Raw genomic sequence first — 18590 nt, 5'->3', positions numbered from 1 at the left:
GCGGGTCGCCACCATCGGGTCTAGCGGCGGGTCGCTACTACCAGTGGCCTTGGCCCGTAAGGCATTTCGCGCCAGAGGCCTCGTCACAAGTCATCGGCGCATCCGCAAAGCCAGGTAGTACTCGTGCTGTCGGTCGCGGTCGACGGTGTAGCTGATCGCCTTCCCGACACCATCAGTGTCGTAATCGAGCCAGCGCTCGGTGCGCTGTCGTTCGAATTCGGTCCAGGACGCCACGGTGAACCTCTCGAGGAACGTATCGGGCCGTCCGACACTGTGATACAGCCGCCAACTGTGGCCACCCGTTCGCAGCCGCGACTGCCTGACTGCTCTCATCGCCTCGGTGAAGTCTTTCAGGCTCTCGGCCGGCACTCGGTAGTGGACGGTTACCAGCACCGGTCCATCGCTAGGACATGGTTCGAAAGTGACTGTCGGCGATGGCCAGGCAGTCGAAACGTCGAGGCTCAGCATTCCGGTGCACGGTCGGAGCCCCAGCGCGGGGGTGCTGAGCGCAACGACGCCCAACACCACGGCCGAGCCGATCATCGCCATCTGAAGTCCCCCCCGCGTGGCGATGGCGCCCCAGACATAGGAGCCGATTGCCTGAGATCCCGTGGCGACCAGCAGATACGCCGACAACCCCCGGGCCCGAACCCATCGCGGCAACGACAACTGCGCTGCAGCGTTCAGCGTCGTCAGCGTGATCAGCCACGCCATCCCGGACAACACCAAGAAAGGCGTCGCCGCAGCGAACGGCAGCCAGACCACCGCCAACGGCGCAAGACCGGATACGGCGGCGGACGCAGCCAGCAGCACGTTGTCCGACACTCTGCGGTGCAACTGTGTGGCAAACACGACAGCGAGTACAGCGCCGAAACCGATGGCCGCTAGCGCCACACCATAGCCGGCTGATCCCAGGTGCCACCTGTGGGCGGCAGCCACCGGCAGCAGAGCCAACACTGCCGATGCGGGAAACAGGAAAAGGGCTGCACGCAAAAGGATCCTGCGGAAGATCGGACTATTACCAACGAATAGCAGTCCAGATACGATGGCGTGGCCGAAGTGCTCTCGCTCGAGTGGCGTACGTTGCTTTGGTCGCTTCCACGCCAGCAGGGCAACGATTATTGCAGCGAACGACACCGCGTTGATCGCGAAGACCGCCGCAGGGCCTGCCAATGCCACGACGACGCCGCCAATAGCCGGTCCAATAGCCCGGGCGGCGTTACCCGAGACGCTGCCCAAAATCGAGGCGGCCGGTATCTGCTCGCGCGGGACGGTCTCGGGCTGAATCGCCTGCCAGGCCGGTCCGGTCAGTGCAGAAGCGCAGCCGATGGCCAACGTAAACATCAACAGTGCTGTCGGGCCGACGCGACCGAGGTATGTCAGCACCGCTAGCGCCAGCGCCACCAGCACTGCATACGTCTGGAGGACAATCAGTAATCGCCGCCGGTCGAACAGGTCGGCAAGCGCCCCCGCGAGCAGTCCCAAAAGCAGCGTCGGCGCAAGACTTGCTGTCTGGACCGACGCAATGATGACGTCACTGCTGTGCTTTTCCACCAAAAACCATTGGGCCGCCACGCTTTGCATCCACGACCCGATGTTGGAGGCCAACTGCGCGATGAACAGACTGCGGTATACGCGACTGCGCAGAGGTGCCCATACCGACGGCTGCTCAGCGTCGGCACGCTCCTTGTGATCCAGAGTCACCAGCTGAGCATCCTAGGCAAAGGCGGGCGGGCTGATCGCTGACATACGGGCAACGCCTTTCGCGCTGTGCGGGGACTTGACGTGTAAAGCATCCACCCAAATTCACGCTGGCGCGAGCGGGGATCGGCCGCGATCCAGCTGGTCATCGCCTTCGACGGAGGCTAGGAACTTGAAGTCTTAGATTCCCACGCGCGCAAGCACGCTCGCGTGCGCACACCTGCCTCGGGCGACGGTTCGAACGAGATGGCGACGAACTCGTCCACGCCTCCGTCGCGAAGCTCATCGAGGTGCTGCGACACCGTGGACTCGTCCCCGATCAACGCGGCGTCTTCCGGACCGGAATAACCCTCCCTGTCGAGCATCGCGCGGTAGGACGGCAGGTGCCCGTACATCGCGAATTGCTGAGCGGCGAGCGACCGCGCGCCGTCGACGTCGTCTGTCACGCTCACCGGCAGCGCGGCGGCGACCGCGACCGACCCGTCGGCGCGTCCTACTTCCGCGGCTGCGGCGCGCAGCGTGGGTCCGACGTGTTCCCGCAGCGTCTTCGGGCCCGTCATCCAGGTGATCGTGCCCGCCGTGCGTCGACCAGCGACCCGCAGCATCTGCGGACCGAGCGCGGCGACGTACACCTTGGGGGTCGGCGCGCGGGGTATCTGCAACGCGCCCCTGGTCGTGACGAGCTCGCCAGGGGCGTCGACCGACTCCTTGGCCAGCAGGGGCAGCAGCCCGTCGAGGTATTCCGACAACCGCTTCACCGACTTGTCCCAAGAGATACCCCACATTCCCTCGGTCACTGCCCGGTGGGTAACTCCGATGCCAAGCGTGAACCGCCCGTCGCCAATCATGTTGAGGGTCAACGCCCGTTGCGCAAGTAACGTCGGATGTTGGTTTTGGATCGGCACCACGCCGCTGGCCACCTCAATGTCAGGAACCTCGCGCAGCGCCGCGGCCAGGACGGTCAGCAGATCGACGTCGTACGGCATCTGGGTAAACCACAGCCGGGCAAACCCCTCGTCGCGCGCTTGGGCCAACTCGCGGATACAGGATTCGACCGGCGACTCGTTGTCGAGGTTGGTTATCAGGCTGATTCGCATGGATTGACCTTTCGCCTTCGTGTGGATGAAGCGTAGGACACGGGGATCGGCATCGACTAGGGGCGGTATCGGTTCAGCCAGCCTTGACGTCCTGCATATCGCGCTCGGCGCAAAGCCGCAGTGCCGCATACCAATTGAGAGGACCGCTCGCGTGCCTAGCAGGCAGGCGGGACTCAGCCTGCGCCTTTACCGTTGTCGACCCGATAGACGGCGCCGTGGATGGCCGCGGCATCGTCGCTGGCGAGAAACGCGATCACGCTGGCGACATCGCGGGGCTGCATCATGCCGCGCGGTGACGCCGACCGCAGGATCAGGTCGTAGTTGGGGTTCTCCGGGGCGCTGAACTGCTCGATCTGCGGGGTCAGCATGCCGCCCGGGCACACCGCATTGACGCGCAGCCGATCCGCCGTGTACTCCACGGCCAGGGCACGGGTCAGGCCGATCAACCCATGTTTGGCCGAGCAGTAGCCGGCCGAATACGCCTGGCCCTCGACACCGGCGATGGAGGCGACGTTGACGATGTTGCCGCCTCGGGCCAGCAGGTGCGGCAGCGCGGCCCGGCACAGGTAGAACGGCCCACTCAGGTTGGTCGCGAGGTCTTCTGCCCAGTCCTCGTCGCTCATCAACTCGGTCCGGCGCATCTGGTGCCGGCCGGCGATGTTGATCAGCACATCGAGCCCACCGAACTTTGCGACGCACTGCTCTACGGCGCCTCTGCACGCCTGCGCCGAAGCCACGTCCACCAACGCGTACGCACCGCCGTCGATGTCAGCGAACACCTCGGCGAGCCGATCGGCATCCCGTGCGATGCCGAAAACCGTTGCGCCCTGGCGGGATAGCAGCCGCGCGGTTTCCGCGCCCAGACCTGACGAAGCGCCGGTCACCAACGTGATCTCGCCCTCTAATGCGGCCAATGTCCGCCCTTCGACTTACTCAGTCATTGCTCCCTAGATGCGTTGTAGCGCAACAATATCAGCGGGGCACATCTTCAGAACCAAAACTAGCGTCAACGCGCCATGTTGGCGAATCGCGACAGATGCAGTTGATGCGCCACAGTGACCGTCTTGGTCGGGCCGTTGCGGTGCTTGGCCAGAATCAAGTCCGCCTCTCCCCCCCGCGGATCGTCGCGGTCGAACGCGTCGGGCCGGTGCAGCAGGACCACGACGTCGGCATCTTGTTCCAACGAGTTATGCAGGCTGATGCCATTTGCGACGAAATTTTCTGTGCCGCTTACGGTTCCGTCGTAAACATCGCGGTCTCCGATGCTAGTAATATCCATAATCCGGTCCCAGAACACGTCGCTTGTTGCGAGCGCGTGCAGCGGTCCATCGTCGAGCATCGCCGCGACACCATGCAGCCGAGAACGTCCCGGTGCGAACCTCCGTGTCGCAGTTGCGAAGCTTGATTTCATAGCCACAGACAGCTCCCGGTGAGTTATTCCTTTGGCGGCCAAGGCCGACCCGATTTTCGCCCACACTTCCTGGGGTACCGTGTCGGTGCCCGCACGACCTGTACGCACCGACAGTTCAGCGAGTACCTCATGCACCAACTTAGCGCGTGCGCCGTGGACACCAATGTTACGAAGGAACCGGGTCTGATTCTCTGCTCTGTCGATGTGCAAATGCCAGCAATCGCGGTATCCAGACTTGGGAACCCGGCTGATCTTCGAAAGGATGCCGAAACGCAGGAGCAACTGGGCAATGTCATCGACTAGACGGCGACTTGTCGATGCGTAGTAGATCTTCGCCTGCCCACCCACAGGATCCCACCGAACCGAACCGTCTGTCGCCCAAAGGTGACAGAGAAACAACGCCACCTGGTCATTGGGTAATGCGAAAACTGGTTGTGGCACGAACTTTTCATGACTCCGTCGCCCGAACAGGCCGAGTCCATCGAGCCACGCCGCGATAGGGTTCCGCTTGCCACGTGCCAGCCGGTTTGGCGACCGCAGCCGCAAGGTGGTCACTCGCGCTGCCGGGCAGTCGTCGCGCACTGCCGTCACACCGAAGTGCGCGGCGGAGATCGTCACCGCGACGAGGTTCGCTTCGTCCACCGAGGCGTAGCGGATCGGCTGGTTCTTCACGCACGACCCGTCGCCAATCATGTGGGCGAGCAGCATGACCTCGGCATCGTCCATCCGCTGCGTGTCAACGGGTTCTGGCACCCGGCGGGGTACCGCAATGCGATCACCAACCTCCAGCTGCTCCAACTGAGTCCAGCCATCGAGCTTCATGAACGGATGGTTGCCGGTGGCCTCGACTTCACGCCCTGAGGCCAGCCGAAGCCGAAACACCTCCTTGCGCCCACTGGGGAACACGTTGGTCATCGGCCGGGCCACCATGCGCAACCGCTCGTCCAGCGACCACACCAGCGGGCGCTCGCCGGTGCGCATGAGCTCACCGAACGTGACCTCGGCGCCGGTATCGGCACGCAAGATCCGCGTGGCGGCGGTAAGACATCCCGACTCACGAAGGTCGGACAGCATCGGCTTCTTGTCGGTGCGCTGCTCGGGACCGCGGTTGAGCTGGCTGATCGCAACCACTGGTACCTCAAGCTCTTTGGCGAGCAGCTTGAGTTGGCGAGAGAACTCCGACACTTCTACCTGTCGCGACTCGTATTTCTTGCCCGAGGTCATCAGCTGCATGTAGTCGACCACGACCAGCTTCAAGTCGGCTTTCTGCCGCAGCCGTCGCGCCTTGGCGCGGATCTCCATCATGGTCAGGTTCGGCGAGTCGTCGATATACAGTGGCGCCTCGCTGATTTCGCTCATCCGTCGCGCCAGCCGCGTCCAGTCGTCGTCGTTCATCCGGCCCGAACGCATATCGGAGAGCTTGATCTTCGCCTCCGCCGAGAGCAGCCGCATCACGATCTCGGACTTGCTCATTTCCAGCGAGAAGATGACGCTGGCCAGCCGATGCTTGATCGAACACGACCGCATGAAGTCCAGCCCGAGCGTGGAGTTGTGCGTCGGCACCATCCCGCGGCCGGCCAGATACAGGTGCTCGGGATTGTCCACCTGGACGCAGCGCACCGGAACGCTGTGCACCCGGCGCACCGTGGCGATGTGCAGCACGGGGGCCAGCACGGCGGAGGCGGTCCGCCGCTCGGGGTACCGAGCGGCGGACCTTGCCACCACGATTGTGTCCAGGCCGCAACGCAATTGAGCCGACGTCCGGATGCCGTCGCCCGTCGGCCACCGGTGCTGGGCGTCGGCGACGATGACCGTGCCGTCGGAAAACTCGATCTCATAGCACGGCCGGCCCAACATGACCTCCGTCGCGGCCACTACCCGCGTCGGCAGACCGTCGGCGTCGAGCAACTCGTCACCGACCGCGACGTCACCCATCGCGGTCCAGCCCGACGGTGTGGGCAGTGGCGTGTCCAGCGCGAGCGCCTTACCCACGCCCGGGCGCGCGGCCACGATGATCATCTGTCCGGGATGCAGTCCGTTGGTCACCTCGTCGAGCTCGTTGAAGCCGGTCGGCACGCCCCGCGAAATACCTCCGCTGGAAGCGATGGCGTCGATCTCGTCCATCGTCGGCTGCAGCAGATCCTCGAGCGGGACGAAGTCCTCGGAAAGCCGCCGATCGGCGACGTCGTAGATCTCCGCCTGAGCGCGGTCGACCACCTCGGCGACATCGGCGCCCTCGGCGCCCGCGTAGCCGTACTGCACCACGCGCGTTCCGGCCTCTACCAGCCGGCGCAGTAGCGCCTTCTCGGCGACGATGCCCGCGTAGTAGCCGGCGTTGGCGGCCGTCGGCACCGTCGAGATCAGGGTGTGCAAGTACGGGGCACCGCCGATGCGGCGCAGCAACCCGCGGCGGTCCAGTTCGGCGGCCACCGTCACCGCGTCAGCTGGCTCCCCCCGCCCGTACAGGTCCAGGATGGCGTCGTAGACGTTCTGGTGCACCGGCCGATAGAAGTCGCCAGGCCGCAGCCGTTCCAGCACATCGGCGATGGCGTCCTTGCTCAGCAGCATCCCGCCCAGCACCGACTGCTCGGCGGCCAGATCTTGCGGTGGCTGACGGCCGAAGTCTTCACTGGGCGGCGAGGCATCCATGTCCGGATGGCCCAGATCGTCGACGACCGCCACGGACTCTTACCTCCCTCTGACGAGCAGCCGAACATACATTCGATAACAGGCCTTCAGAGCGTAAGCCGAGGCACCGACACCCGCACACCAAGCGCCCGCGTTGCCTCGCGCCGGGTTGAACGTAAACGTTGCTGGCGAGCACTCCAAGGGGCTGCTGTTCATGAAGCTGTGCATCGTGTGTGCATATCCGTTGACACCTGTGTTGAAGGGGTGTGGACAACCTGTGGATTAATCCGGGGCGGGATTACATCAATGCAGATTAACGCGCTGACACGCGGTGGCTTTGGTGTGGAGAAGAATCTCTTCGGCGTGTCGGGCCAGGTTACCGCGTCGGGCGTGTTGGCTTTCAGCCAGATTTTCGCCGCGTTACGTGTCGGTAAAGACGCTTACGCGCACGCTGCGCCGAAATAGTTCGCCAGCCCGACGGCGCTATGCCGGCGCTGCAGCCAATGCCGGAGCGGCGCACGTCGGCCGCGGCGATCCGCCCCGCTCCGCCCCGCCGCAGCGGTGTTTGCCGCGAACGGCTCGCGCCACCCACCTTCACAGTGGATTGCCGCCGGCGATCGCGTTGACAACGCGCACCGCCTGGTCGCTCACCGCGTAATCGGTGACGCGGACGTCGATCACCACGTTGTCGGCCGCGCGCATCGCATGCGAGGTACGCCAGCCCGACGTCGAGTCGGGGTCGTCGGCGTCGACCACTTGCACCCCGTTGACGACCCGCGGACTTCCCATGTTCCAGCGTTCGGGCGCCCTGTTCGCCGACGTGATCGTCAGAACCGCGTCCGCGCAGGCTCGCCAGGACTGCACGGTGGCAGCAACGAATGTCTGCGCAGCCGAACCGCTGTCGAAGGCAACCACCGCCTCGTCGATGCTGCGCGCGTCGCTCGGGCGGTCGTCGGCCAGCCGCGCTCCCCGCACCTGGCCGTAATGGCTGCCGTGATACCCCACTTTCATCGCGTTGGCGATCTGCGGCATGCATTCAGGGCGCGAATACACGTCGCCCTCCGGCCACCCGGGCAGCGCACGGTAGGTGTAATACACCCGAAGCGCGGTGGTGCCCATGATCGCGTTGATGGCCGATTCATCGGCCAGCATGCTGGCCAGCTGGTCGACGGCCCGCGGTGGATCGGCATGATTGACTCGGGTCTCGCACGCCCCCACCGGTGCAGCGCCGACGAGCACTGCAACAAGCACCCCGCCGCGCAGCACCCATGATGTCGGAATCATGCCGCCCCCACCTCGTCACCGCTGACCCCTATCCGCAAGGTCAACGATTTCAACCATAAGCGCACCGACAACTCGGCAGCCACGGCAAGAACGACGGCTCAGCAAAGCCGCCGGGGCTTAGCTCTGCCCGACGACCTCGAGCGAAACCACGACGTCGATTTCGGGGTGCAGCCGCACCGACACCGGGTGCGTGCCCACCGACTTGATGTGCGTCTGGGGCAGCCGAACGATTCGCTTGTCGAGGTTCGGCCCGCCGGCCTTCTTGATCGCAGCGACGACGTCACCGGCGGTCACCGAGCCGAACAGCTTGCCGGAATCGGCCGCCGTCTTCACCGGCAGCGAGACCGGGCCCAGCGCCTCGATCTCGGCCTTGATTTCGTTGGCATGCTCGAGGTCGCGCACGGTCTTGGTCTCGCGGCCACGACGGATCTCGTCGGCCTGCTTCTGCGCGCCGCGCGACGCGACGATCGCCAGGCCGCGCGGAAGCAGGAAGTTGCGACCGAACCCGTCCTTGACCTCGACGGTGTCACCGACGGAACCCAGGTGGTCGACGTCAGCCGTCAGAATCAGCTTCATTGTTTTCGTACTTTCCGTTGCGTGTCCGGCGGCTAGCGTGTTGACGAGGTGAAGGGCAGCAGCGCGACCTCGCGGGCATTCTTCACCGCGATCGCGATGTCACGTTGGTGCTGCACGCAGTTGCCGGTGACCCGGCGTGCGCGGATCTTGCCCCGCTCACTGATGTAAGTGCGCAGCAGCGTGGTGTCCTTGTAGTCGATCGATTGACCCTTCTTGGAGCAGAAGACGCATTTGCGCGCCTTGATCGGCTTTTCCGGAGCCGGGCGCCGTTTGGTGGACTTCGCCATGTATATCGGTCTTTCTCTTTCTCAGTGCTCTAAAGTGTTTCGAATTGTCTTTACGTCAGAAGGGCGGTTCGTCGTCACCGCCGCCGAACGAGCCCGACGCCGGGGCGCTGCCCCACGGGTCGTCGGCCGGTGCGCTGCCGCTCGGCTGGGCCGCGGGTGCCGGACGGGAGCCGCCGCCTGCGCCGAACCCGCCGCCACCTCCACCGCCGCTGCGGCTGGCCTTGTTGACCTTGGCGGTGGCGTAGCGAAGCGAAGGTCCGATCTCGTCAACCTCGACCTCAAAGACGGTGCGCTTCTCCCCTTCGCGCGTCTCGAAGGAACGCTGCTTGAGCCGCCCGGTGACGATCACCCGTGCTCCCCGGGTCAGGCTTTCGGCCACATTCTCCGCGGCTTCCCGCCAGATATTGCACCGCAAAAACAGCGCCTCGCCGTCTTTCCATTCCCCGCTCTGACGGTCATAAATCCGAGGGGTCGATGCCACCGTGAAATTCGCGACGGCGGCACCCGACGGAGTGAACCGCAGTTCGGGGTCAGCGGTCAGATTTCCGACAACGGTGATGGTGGTGTCACCAGCCACATTTTCCTCCTGAGTCGCGGGTTCCCGCTGAGCCTACGCAAGGACCCAGACAAGGGGGAGTCACCCGGCAAGTGCTTGATCGCCCGGCTCGCCCGCGCAGGCTGCGCGGCAGCATCGTCGCCGGGCTAATGCTTGATTGCCCAGCTCCTCGCCCGCTACCCGGTCGCATCGTCGCCGGGCTAGTGCTTGTCGGTGCGCATCACCTTGGTGCGCAACACCGACTCGTTGAGGCTGAGCTGACGGTCGAGCTCGGACACCGTCGCCGGGGCAGCCTTCAGGTCGATGACGACGTAGATACCTTCGGCGTGCTTGGCAATCTCGTATGCCAACCTGCGCTTACCCCAGATGTCGACCTTCTCGACCTTTCCGCCGTCCTTGCGGACGACGTTGAGGAACGCCTCCAGCGACGGGGAAACAGTGCGTTCGTCGAGCGTGGGGTCAAGAATGACCATGATTTCGTATGGACGCATGGAAACCTCACCACCTCCTCTGGTCTATACGGCCACGGTCGATCCGTGGCAGGAGGGTCGCCTGCGTCGGCAACCGCCCTAGGCTACCGGACGGTGGGCCGCGCCGAAAAATCCGGCGAAACGCGTCACTTCCGGGATTGCCGGTATTCGTCGGCCCTGGCCTTCGTCGCCGCGTCGGCCTTGGCGAGCGAACCCGAGTCGAACGGCGGCCGCGGGTCGTATTCGATGAGCAGCTGAGCGGCCTGCGCGGCCTCGCGATCGACCAACAGCTCAACCAGCCGCAAGGCCATGTCGATCCCGCTGGACACACCCGCGGCGGTGACGATCCGCTGCGGTAGATGCTCGACGACGCGGTCGGGCACATAGCGCGCACCCAACTCGTTGAGCAGGTCGGCGGCGCTCCAGTGCGTGGTCGCGGTGAGTCCGTCAAGCAGGCCTGCGGCGGCCAGCAACAGCGAGCCGGTGCACACCGAAGTGGTGAATGTGGTGTGTGGGTGTACCGAGTGCAGCCAGGCGTGGATCATTTCGTCCTGGATCAGTTGACGGGTTCCGATACCGCCGGGCACCACCACCACATCCGGAGCGCCGACCTCGTCGAACGTCGCGTCGCAGGTGACGCCGAGCATCCCGTTTTCGGTGCGCACCTCACCGCGCCGGTGTCCGACGAATATCACGTCGATCGACGGAATGCGTTGCAGCACTTCGTAGGGCCCGACAGCGTCGAGCGCGGTGAAGCGGTCGAACAGTGCGATTGCGGCCTGCATCACGCCTCGCTTGCAACGGTCTCAGCGGTCTCGGTTTCGGGGACCCCAAACGCTGTAGCCGCTGCCGGCGTGACCGGGGGCCGCAACAGCCCCGGCGGGCGCAGCCAGGCCGGCAGCCAACCGGGCGGGGTGTCTGGGGCACGATCAAACGGCCCGCCCCCGGGGTCGTCCACCCGCCCGCCCCATCGCACAGGATCCTCATCGGGCCGGTAGATCTGCCGAACGACCAACGCGCACAACGCTATCACCGCGATGTCACGTAGCAGCACCGTCGTGGTGAACCACTGTTCGGGCAGCGAACGGTTCGGGTTGCCGTACAGGAAGTACATCCGCGGCACCCATACCAGTGCGTCAACCGTCATCCACGCCAGGAGTAGCCGGCGATGCGGCAGCGCCAGCACCGCCAGCGGTACCAGCCACAGCGAGAATTGGGGGCTCCACACCTTGTTGGTCAACAGGAATGCCGCCACCATCAAGAACGTCAACTGTGCCACCCGCGGCCGCTGCGGGGCGGTGAGGGCGATATAACCTATCGCCGCACAACACAATGCGAACAACACCGCGACCACGATGTTAAGCACCATCGGCGGCTCCCAGAACCCCAGCTTGGGATCGAAGCCGCGCCAGCCGGTGAACGATTTCACGACGTTATACAGCGAGTCCATGTCGTCGCCGCGCCGGGTGTTGAGCCGGAAAAACTCCGACCACCCCCGCGGAAACAGCAGCAGCACTGGCAGATTCACCACCAGCCAGGTCAGCGCCGCCGTCGCCGCCGTGCGGACCACCCCGCCCAGGCGACGGGTGCGGATCCCCAGCACCAACAAGGGGCCCAGGAACAACAGCGGATACAACTTGGCCGCGGCGCCCAGCCCGATCAGGAAACCCGCGAGCACCGGTTTACGCCGCGCCCACGCCAGCAGTCCGCTCATCGCGAATGCCGTTGCCAGCGCGTCGAAGTTGGTGAATATCTGAAAGATCACCAGCGGGGAGGCGGCCACCAGAGCCGCATCCCACACCCGCCGGCCCGACAGTCCCGCGGTTGCCCAAACGGTACCCAGCCACGCCAGCGCCAGCCCGAACGCTGCGATATCGAAAAACATCACCACCTCGGCGATCACCGGAAGTGGGACGAGCTTGCTCAGCGCCGTGTAGGACTTGGCCAGCGCCATCGACACATACTGGTAAACCCCGGTCAGCACCGGATACTCCATGTATCGCACCGCGGGCTGGCCGTCGTAGCGGGTCTGCTGCACACCGCTGGCGTCGCTTTCGATCCAACTCGACTTGTACGGAAACTTGCCCTGGCTCAACAACTCCGCGCCGTAGAGCGGCACGGTGTCGGAGTAGCACAACTCGTAATAGGCACGCTGATTGTCCCAGTTGGCGACCCGCTGATCGCCCGGCCCGGTGCCGGTGGACTGCAGGCACGCCGCCTTCGTCGACCAGCCGAACGCCAGGAATACCAGCGCGATCACGAACATCACCCGCACTGGGGTCATCAGCCGGGTGCGCCCGATCAGTGCGTGTCGGCCCACCGGCCCACCGACGACGTCTGCCAGAGCGCCGCCCAAAAAGTCGGTGCGGCTAGGGCAATCGCGGTTGTCGGCGCTGCGCAGATCGGCGGCCAACGGCTTCGGCGAGATAGTGACGCTCTGCTGAGCGTCGGTCACGGCGGCGACTGGTTGGGCGGCGGGCCGGGCGGAGGTGCCGCCGGCGGCGGCGGCGCGACCGTGATGGTCGTGGGCGGACCGACCGGGATGGTGATGCCCGGTGCGACCTCGACGGTGGGCTGAATGACGGTCTCCGACGGCGGCGGCGCCTTCGGCGGCGGCGGAGCCGGAACGCCCGCGTAGCCGCCTATCTCGGTCGGCTTGGGGAAGGTTTCGTTGGAGGTGCCTTTCAGCGCGCCGTCCATGGTCGCCTTCCAGATGTCTGATGGCAGGCCCGAGCCGTAAACCTCTGCGCCCGAGGCGGTTACCAACGGCTTGTCGCCTCGGACGGTGCCCACCCACACCGCCGTCGACAGCGACGGCGTGTACCCGACCATCCAGGCGTCCTTGTTGGCATCGGTGTCGCCCAACTGGGCGGTGCCGGTCTTGGCCGCCGACGGCCGTCCCCCGGACAGATTGTGGCCATTGGAATAGCCGGCGATCGGCTGCATTGCCGCGGTGACGTTGTCGGCGACGCCTTTGTCGATGCGCTGCTCGCCGCTGTTGTTCGACGTGCCGGCGTCGAAAAGCACCTGGCCCTCGGCGTTGACGACTTTTTGCACGAAATGCGATCGGTTGTAAATACCGGAGGCGGCCAGCGTGGCGTACGCCGAGGCCATGTCGAGCACCCGGGTTTGGTACTGGCCCAGCACCACGCCGTTGTTGGGTGGTCCGCCCTTGCCGTCCTCGGACAGTGTGTGCGCGACGCCGGGGAAGCTGGTCGCGATGCCGGCTTGGTGCGCGGCGTCCGCGACGGCCTGGGGTCCGCCCTTGAGTTTGAGCATCAGCCGGTAATAAGAGGTGTTCAGCGACATCTTGAGCGCCTCAGCGAGATTGCAGGTCCCGCAACTCTCGCCCTCGACGTTGGTGATCTTGATGCCGTCGACGGTAAGCGGGGAACTGTCCAACTGGTAACCCAGGCCGATGCCCTGCTCGAGCGCGGCAATCAGGGCGAACACCTTGAACGACGATCCGGTCTGCAACCCGCCCTGCGCGAAGTCGAAGCCGTTGGCGTCCGGACCACCGTAGTAGGCGCGTATCGCGCCGTTGTGCGGGTCGACGGAAACCACGGCGGCCCGCATGTCGGGATCCTGTCCGTCAAGGTATTTCGAAACCGCCTTCTCCGCCGCCTGCTGGGCCTTCGGATCGATCGCGGTGGTGACCTGAAGCCCCTGGGTGTTCAACGTCTGCTCGTCGATGTTGAACAGCTCCATCAGTTCCCGGGTGACCTGGCGCTCGATTAGCCCGTTGGGCCCGGTGGTCTGGTTCTGCATCCGGGCCTGGTCCGGCGGCACCGTCGTCGGAAAGACTTGTGCCGCACGGTCACTCGGGGACAACGCCTTGGTTTCCACCATGCCGTCGAGGACCCAGTTCCAACGGGCCTCCGCACCTTTGGGATCGACCGCCGGGTCCAGCGAGGACGGGCGTCGAATCAGCGCCGCCAGCAGTGCCCCTTCGGAAACCGTGAGCTGCTCGACCGGCTTGTCGAAATAGGCCTTGGAAGCGGCCGAGATCCCGTAGGCGCCCCGGCCGAAGTAAATGATGTTCAGATAGGCCTGCAGCACATCGTCTTTGGACCACTCTCCCGACATCTTGGTGGCGATGACGAGTTCCTTAGCCTTGCGCATCAGGCCGCTCACCCCGTGTTGTGCGGAACCGACCAGCGCGTTTTTCACGTACTGCTGGGTGATGGTCGACCCGCCCTGCAGGTCGCCGCTGCCGAACACGTTGTTGTTCACCGCCCGCGCGAAGCCGCTGAACGAGAATCCCGGGTTCGAATAGAAGTTGCGGTCCTCGGCGGCGATCACGGCCTGGCGCACGTGCACCGGCACTTGGCTGAGGTTGACGTCTACCCGATTGCCTTCGGGCGGAACAATTTTGGCTATCTCCGAGCCGTCGCTGGCCAGGATCGTCGAGACCTGGTTGGTCCGGATGTCGCCCGGCTTGGGAATGTCGACGATGAAGTAGGCCATGGTGAAGGTGACGATCGGCAGCAGCACGATCATCGCGGCGGTGAGATACAGACCGCGCCGCAGCCAGTGCCAGTTGACCTGCTGGGCCCATTCCGCCTTCACCCTCGGCCCGGGTGTGCCCCTGCGCGGTCCGGCGGGGCCGGGCGGCCCGGGCGGAGGCGGAGGTTCTTCGGGTGGGCGGCGCCGGGAGTCCGGCCGATCACTGGGCTGCGACAGCAAGGATTTCGACGGCCGGCGCTCCAGCGCGGCCTTGACCTCGTCGATCGGGTCCCGCCGCTGGGGGCCAGCATGCCGGGGCGTCGACGCGGGGGCGTCGAGCGCGGCCTTGACCTCGTCGATGGGGTCTGCCGGTCCCGGCGACCGGTCGTCGGTGACGGCGGGGATGATCGCTGTCAGTCGGTCGTCGGGGGGGACGTGACGGCGCTGACCCGGCCCCGACCGCGCGCCGTCGTCGCTATCCGCATGCTTGCCCACGCGCTCAGTCTCTGAGCCGCTGGCGTCCCCGGACGACTGGTGGTGGCGCCCTTCGTTATTCACTGGCCGTGCGCGCGCCGTTGCGCGCCGTCCGCGTGCCGCGCGTGCCCCTGGGCGGAGGCGCCGAGCGTGCCGCGCCGAGCACATACGACTTGACCAGATGATTCCAGCTGCAGGTGCGGCATACCTCCACCACGTGGACCGAGAACTCCTCGTACCGGGTCGCCAACAACACCAACTCTTCGGCCGTGCGGGCCGAGCCCGACACCGCGCCCAGGTGATCGCCGAACACCCACGACACCAGCGTGAGCTGTTCCTTTCGGCAGATCGGGCACATCACCTGGCTCGGTTTGCCGTGAAACTTCGCGGCGCGCAGCAGGTACGGGTTGGCGTCACACACCTCGGATACACCGGTGCGTCCCGAATACACCTCCGCCAGCAGTGACCGCCGCCGAAGCGCGTAGTCCACCACCTGTCGCTGCAGTCGCACGCTGACCAGAGTACGTGCCCGGCCGCAGCGCCGACACGCAACCAATGTGTCTGTGTACGTGTGCAGCGACTACGGTGGCTCAATCGTCGGCGCTGGCCCGGCACCGTGAAGCCGCCCCGAATCGGCTGAATTTGCCCTCGCGCAGGACATGCGCAGAACCCCGGTCTCCCGGGCCGGTGTATGTGACTAACAACGCACCAACAACGGGTTGTGTTGTGGGGAATATATCGAACCGATACGATGAAGCGAGGCGTCGGTCCGTCGTAATCAGTCAGGCAAGGGAGGTGACTCGATGCTGGAACTGGCCATTTTGGGCCTCCTCATCGAATCGCCGATGCATGGCTATGAGTTGCGCAAACGACTGACTGGCCTGCTCGGAGCGTTGCGGGCGTTTTCCTATGGGTCCCTTTACCCCGCCCTGCGCCGTATGCAAACCGACGGGTTGATCGCCGAGAACGCGGCCCCGGCCGGAACCCCGGTGCGCCGGGCCCGGCGGGTCTACGAACTGACCGACGCCGGTCGCCAGCGCTTCGGTGAGCTGGTCGCCGACACGGGACCGCACAACTACACCGACGACGGCTTCGGGGTGCACCTGGCGTTCTTCAACCGCACTCCTGCGGAGGCGCGGATGCGCATCCTGGAGGGCCGCCGCCGCCAGGTCGAGGAACGCCGGGAAGGCCTGCGCGACGCCGTGGCCCGCGCCAGCAGCTCATTCGACCGCTACACCCGCCAACTGCATCAACTCGGGCTCGAGTCCAGCGAGCGCGAAGTCAAGTGGCTTAACGAGCTCATCGCGGCGGAGCGGGCGGCAGAACAAACGTGAACCCCTTGCACGAAAACACCACGAGCACCCAAGAACACCCAAGACAAAATGGCACGGAGTTAGGAGAACGCCCTATGAGTGAGTACAACCCGTCAGGGGCGCCGGAGGCGCAGACCGAGGTTCGAGTCGCAATAGTCGGCGTCGGAAACTGCGCGTCCTCGTTGGTCCAGGGCGTCGAGTACTACCAAAACGCCGACGAAACGTCGATGGTGCCCGGCCTGATGCACGTGAAGTTCGGCCAGTACCACGTCCGCGATGTGAAGTTCGTGGCCGCGTTCGACGTGGACGCCAAGAAGGTGGGCTTCGACCTGTCGGAGGCGATCTTCGCGTCGGAGAACAACACGATCAAGATCGCCGACGTGCCCCCCACAAACGAGACGGTGCAGCGCGGCCCGACGCTCGACGGCATCGGCAAGTACTACGCCGACACCATCGACGTGTCCGACGCCGAACCAGTCGACGTCGTCCAGGTCCTCAATGAGAACAACGTCGACGTGTTGGTGTCCTACCTGCCCGTGGGCTCCGAAGAGGCCGACAAGTTCTACGCCCAGTGCGCGATCGACGCGGGTGTGGCGTTCGTCAACGCGCTGCCGGTGTTCATCGCCTCGGACCCGGTGTGGGCCAAGAAGTTCGCCGACGCAGGCGTGCCGATCGTCGGCGACGACATCAAGAGCCAGGTCGGTGCGACGATCACCCACCGCGTGATGGCCAAGCTGTTCGAGGACCGCGGGGTGCAGCTCGACCGGACGATGCAGCTGAACGTGGGCGGCAACATGGACTTCCTGAACATGCTCGAGCGTGAGCGGCTGGAATCCAAGAAGATCTCCAAGACGCAGGCCGTCACCTCCAACCTGCAGCGCGAGTTCAAGACCAAGGACGTGCACATCGGACCGTCCGACCACGTCGGGTGGCTAGACGACCGCAAGTGGGCCTACGTCCGGCTGGAGGGCCGCGCGTTCGGTGACGTGCCGCTGAACCTGGAGTACAAGCTCGAGGTCTGGGACTCGCCGAACTCGGCGGGCGTCATCATCGACGCGGTGCGCGCCGCCAAGATCGCCAAGGACCGCGGCATCGGCGGACCGGTGGTCGCGGCATCGGCCTACCTGATGAAGAGCCCGCCGCAGCAACTGCCCGACGACATCGCGCGCGCCCAGCTCGAAGAGTTCATCATCGGCGCCGACTGAGGGCTCGAACCGTCCAGCGTGACTGCAGTGTCACGTTCGACGTCGAGTGTGACTGCAGCGTCACGTTCGCAGCTCGTAGAGTCGTCAGTCGTGACCGACATCTCCGAAGACGAACTGTCCGGACTGTCCGAGTTCTCGCTCCTGCCCGAGAACGTCGAGCAGGCCGGAGTTACGGGTCCGCTGCCCGACGTGGAGCGGGTCGACGTGGACACGCCCGACGGGCGGATCAGCGCGCTACGCTGGGGCCACAAGCCGCGGGTCGTCTTTCTGCACGGCGGCGGGCAGAACGCGCACACCTGGGACACCGTCATCGTCGGCCTCGGTGAGCCGGCGCTGGCAGTAGACCTGCCCGGCCACGGCCATTCCGGCTGGCGTGAGGACGGCGACTACTCACCGCAGAACAACGCCGCCGCCCTGGCTCCAGTACTGAACGACCTCGCATCGGAGGCCGACCTCGTGGTGGGCATGTCGTTGGGCGGGTTGACCGCGATACGACTGGCCGCGGCCGCACCCGCCCTGGTGGACGAACTCGTGCTCGTCGACGTCACCCCGTCAGCGTTGCAGCGGCACGCCGAGCTGACCGCCGAACAGCAGGGCACCGTGGCGCTGATGCACGGCGAGCGGGAGTTCCCCAGCTTCCAGGCGATGCTGGACCTGACGATCGCCGCGGCGCCGCACCGCGAGGTGAAGGCGCTGCGCCGCGGCGTGTTCCACAACTCCCGCCGGCTCGACAACGGCAACTGGACATGGCGCTACGACGCCATCCGCGCCGTACCGGATTTCGGCGGCCTGTGGGACGACGTCGATGCCCTCACCGCGCCGATCACCCTGATACGCGGCGGCTCTTCAGGCTTCGTCACCGACGAGGACGCAGCCGAATTGACCAGGCGCGCAAAGCAATTCCGTAAGGCCCATGTCGTGGATAATTCGGGTCACTCGGTGCAAAGCGACCAGCCGTGCGCGTTGATCGACCTGCTCCGCGGAGTGCTCGACGCGCGCTGAGCCTACGGTGGTCTCAGTGTCAGTGTGAGGTTGCCGCGTCCTGCGGTGGTTGGATCCTGATCATCTGGTGTCTGGCTCTTACGGTGTTTGCCGCCCTTGGGGTTGGCGTTCATGAGTTTTGTCGGCATCAGGTGTGAAGG

Annotated in this window: 16 protein-coding genes and 1 pseudogene; 4 read left to right on the top strand and 13 right to left on the bottom strand. The window is 65.4% G+C overall.

Annotated elements, in window-relative coordinates; translation table 11 throughout:
• Positions 1-90 precede the first annotated feature (90 nt).
• From ACLP9N_RS10110 to ACLP9N_RS10095, 4 genes are all read right to left on the bottom strand, one after another.
• Entirely contained in the window at positions 91-1704 is a 1614-nt protein-coding gene (locus tag ACLP9N_RS10110) for an MFS transporter (RefSeq protein WP_442407277.1), read from the bottom strand.
• Positions 1705-1865: 161 nt separating this feature from the next.
• On the bottom strand, positions 1866-2798 hold the full coding sequence (locus ACLP9N_RS10105; protein WP_442407276.1) for a TIGR03564 family F420-dependent LLM class oxidoreductase: 933 nt from the start codon (positions 2796-2798) through the stop codon (positions 1866-1868).
• A gap of 173 nt (positions 2799-2971) precedes the next feature.
• On the bottom strand, positions 2972-3712 hold the full coding sequence (locus ACLP9N_RS10100; RefSeq protein ID WP_442407275.1) for an SDR family NAD(P)-dependent oxidoreductase: 741 nt from the start codon (positions 3710-3712) through the stop codon (positions 2972-2974).
• A gap of 92 nt (positions 3713-3804) precedes the next feature.
• Positions 3805-6891: a replicative DNA helicase gene (locus tag ACLP9N_RS10095; RefSeq protein WP_442407274.1), complete on the bottom strand. Its 3087-nt coding sequence runs from the start codon at positions 6889-6891 to the stop codon at positions 3805-3807.
• A gap of 252 nt (positions 6892-7143) precedes the next feature.
• Between ACLP9N_RS10095 and ACLP9N_RS10090 the strand changes: the two genes are divergently transcribed.
• Positions 7144-7302, top strand: coding sequence for a hypothetical protein (locus tag ACLP9N_RS10090; RefSeq protein WP_442407273.1), 159 nt, complete (start codon positions 7144-7146; stop codon positions 7300-7302).
• Between the two features lie 129 nt (positions 7303-7431).
• Here the strand turns inward: ACLP9N_RS10090 and ACLP9N_RS10085 are convergent, their stop codons facing one another.
• The 9 genes and pseudogenes from ACLP9N_RS10085 to ACLP9N_RS10045 form a co-directional block, all read right to left on the bottom strand.
• A complete protein-coding gene (locus ACLP9N_RS10085) occupies positions 7432-8121 on the bottom strand; it encodes a sensor domain-containing protein (protein WP_442407272.1) in 690 nt (229 codons plus the stop codon).
• Positions 8122-8238: 117 nt separating this feature from the next.
• Positions 8239-8697, bottom strand: coding sequence for a 50S ribosomal protein L9 (gene rplI, locus ACLP9N_RS10080; protein WP_442407271.1), 459 nt, complete (start codon positions 8695-8697; stop codon positions 8239-8241).
• A 32-nt stretch (positions 8698-8729) separates the two neighbouring features.
• Entirely contained in the window at positions 8730-8984 is a 255-nt protein-coding gene (gene rpsR / locus ACLP9N_RS10075) for a 30S ribosomal protein S18 (protein ID WP_442407270.1), read from the bottom strand.
• 55 nt (positions 8985-9039) lie between these two features.
• Positions 9040-9561, bottom strand: a complete 522-nt coding sequence (locus ACLP9N_RS10070) for a single-stranded DNA-binding protein (RefSeq protein WP_442407269.1) — start codon at positions 9559-9561, stop codon at positions 9040-9042.
• Between the two features lie 179 nt (positions 9562-9740).
• A complete protein-coding gene (gene rpsF, locus ACLP9N_RS10065; RefSeq protein WP_442407268.1) occupies positions 9741-10031 on the bottom strand; it encodes a 30S ribosomal protein S6 in 291 nt (96 codons plus the stop codon).
• A 125-nt stretch (positions 10032-10156) separates the two neighbouring features.
• A complete protein-coding gene (locus ACLP9N_RS10060; RefSeq protein WP_442407267.1) occupies positions 10157-10795 on the bottom strand; it encodes a DJ-1/PfpI family protein in 639 nt (212 codons plus the stop codon).
• Positions 10755-12465: pseudogene (locus tag ACLP9N_RS10055) on the bottom strand (glycosyltransferase family 87 protein); the annotation flags it as partial. The pseudogene ACLP9N_RS10055 and the gene ACLP9N_RS10060, both read right to left, overlap by 41 nt.
• Positions 12462-15014, bottom strand: coding sequence for a transglycosylase domain-containing protein (locus ACLP9N_RS10050; RefSeq protein WP_442407266.1), 2553 nt, complete (start codon positions 15012-15014; stop codon positions 12462-12464). The gene ACLP9N_RS10050 and the pseudogene ACLP9N_RS10055, both read right to left, overlap by 4 nt.
• A complete protein-coding gene (locus ACLP9N_RS10045; RefSeq protein ID WP_442407265.1) occupies positions 15007-15441 on the bottom strand; it encodes a DUF5318 family protein in 435 nt (144 codons plus the stop codon). Before ACLP9N_RS10045 ends, ACLP9N_RS10050 begins: the two co-directional genes overlap by 8 nt.
• 292 nt (positions 15442-15733) lie before the next feature.
• On the opposite strand from ACLP9N_RS10045, the gene ACLP9N_RS10040 reads away from it, so the two are divergent.
• The 3 genes from ACLP9N_RS10040 (at position 15734) to ACLP9N_RS10030 (ending at position 18450) form a co-directional block, all read left to right on the top strand.
• Positions 15734-16264 carry a PadR family transcriptional regulator gene (locus ACLP9N_RS10040; RefSeq protein ID WP_442407264.1) on the top strand — a complete coding sequence of 177 codons (531 nt, stop codon included), beginning with the start codon at positions 15734-15736 and terminating at the stop codon, positions 16262-16264.
• A 74-nt stretch (positions 16265-16338) separates the two neighbouring features.
• Complete coding sequence (locus ACLP9N_RS10035) at positions 16339-17448, top strand: inositol-3-phosphate synthase (protein WP_442407263.1); 1110 nt, start codon at positions 16339-16341, stop codon at positions 17446-17448.
• Positions 17449-17538: 90 nt separating this feature from the next.
• Complete coding sequence (locus ACLP9N_RS10030; protein WP_442407262.1) at positions 17539-18450, top strand: alpha/beta fold hydrolase; 912 nt, start codon at positions 17539-17541, stop codon at positions 18448-18450.
• Positions 18451-18590: the final 140 nt, after the last annotated feature.

The organism is Mycobacterium sp. (genome assembly GCF_052144515.1).
In the GTDB taxonomy this organism is placed as follows: Bacteria; Actinomycetota; Actinomycetes; order Mycobacteriales; family Mycobacteriaceae; genus Mycobacterium.
This window is presented reverse-complemented; position numbering and strand designations above follow the sequence as displayed.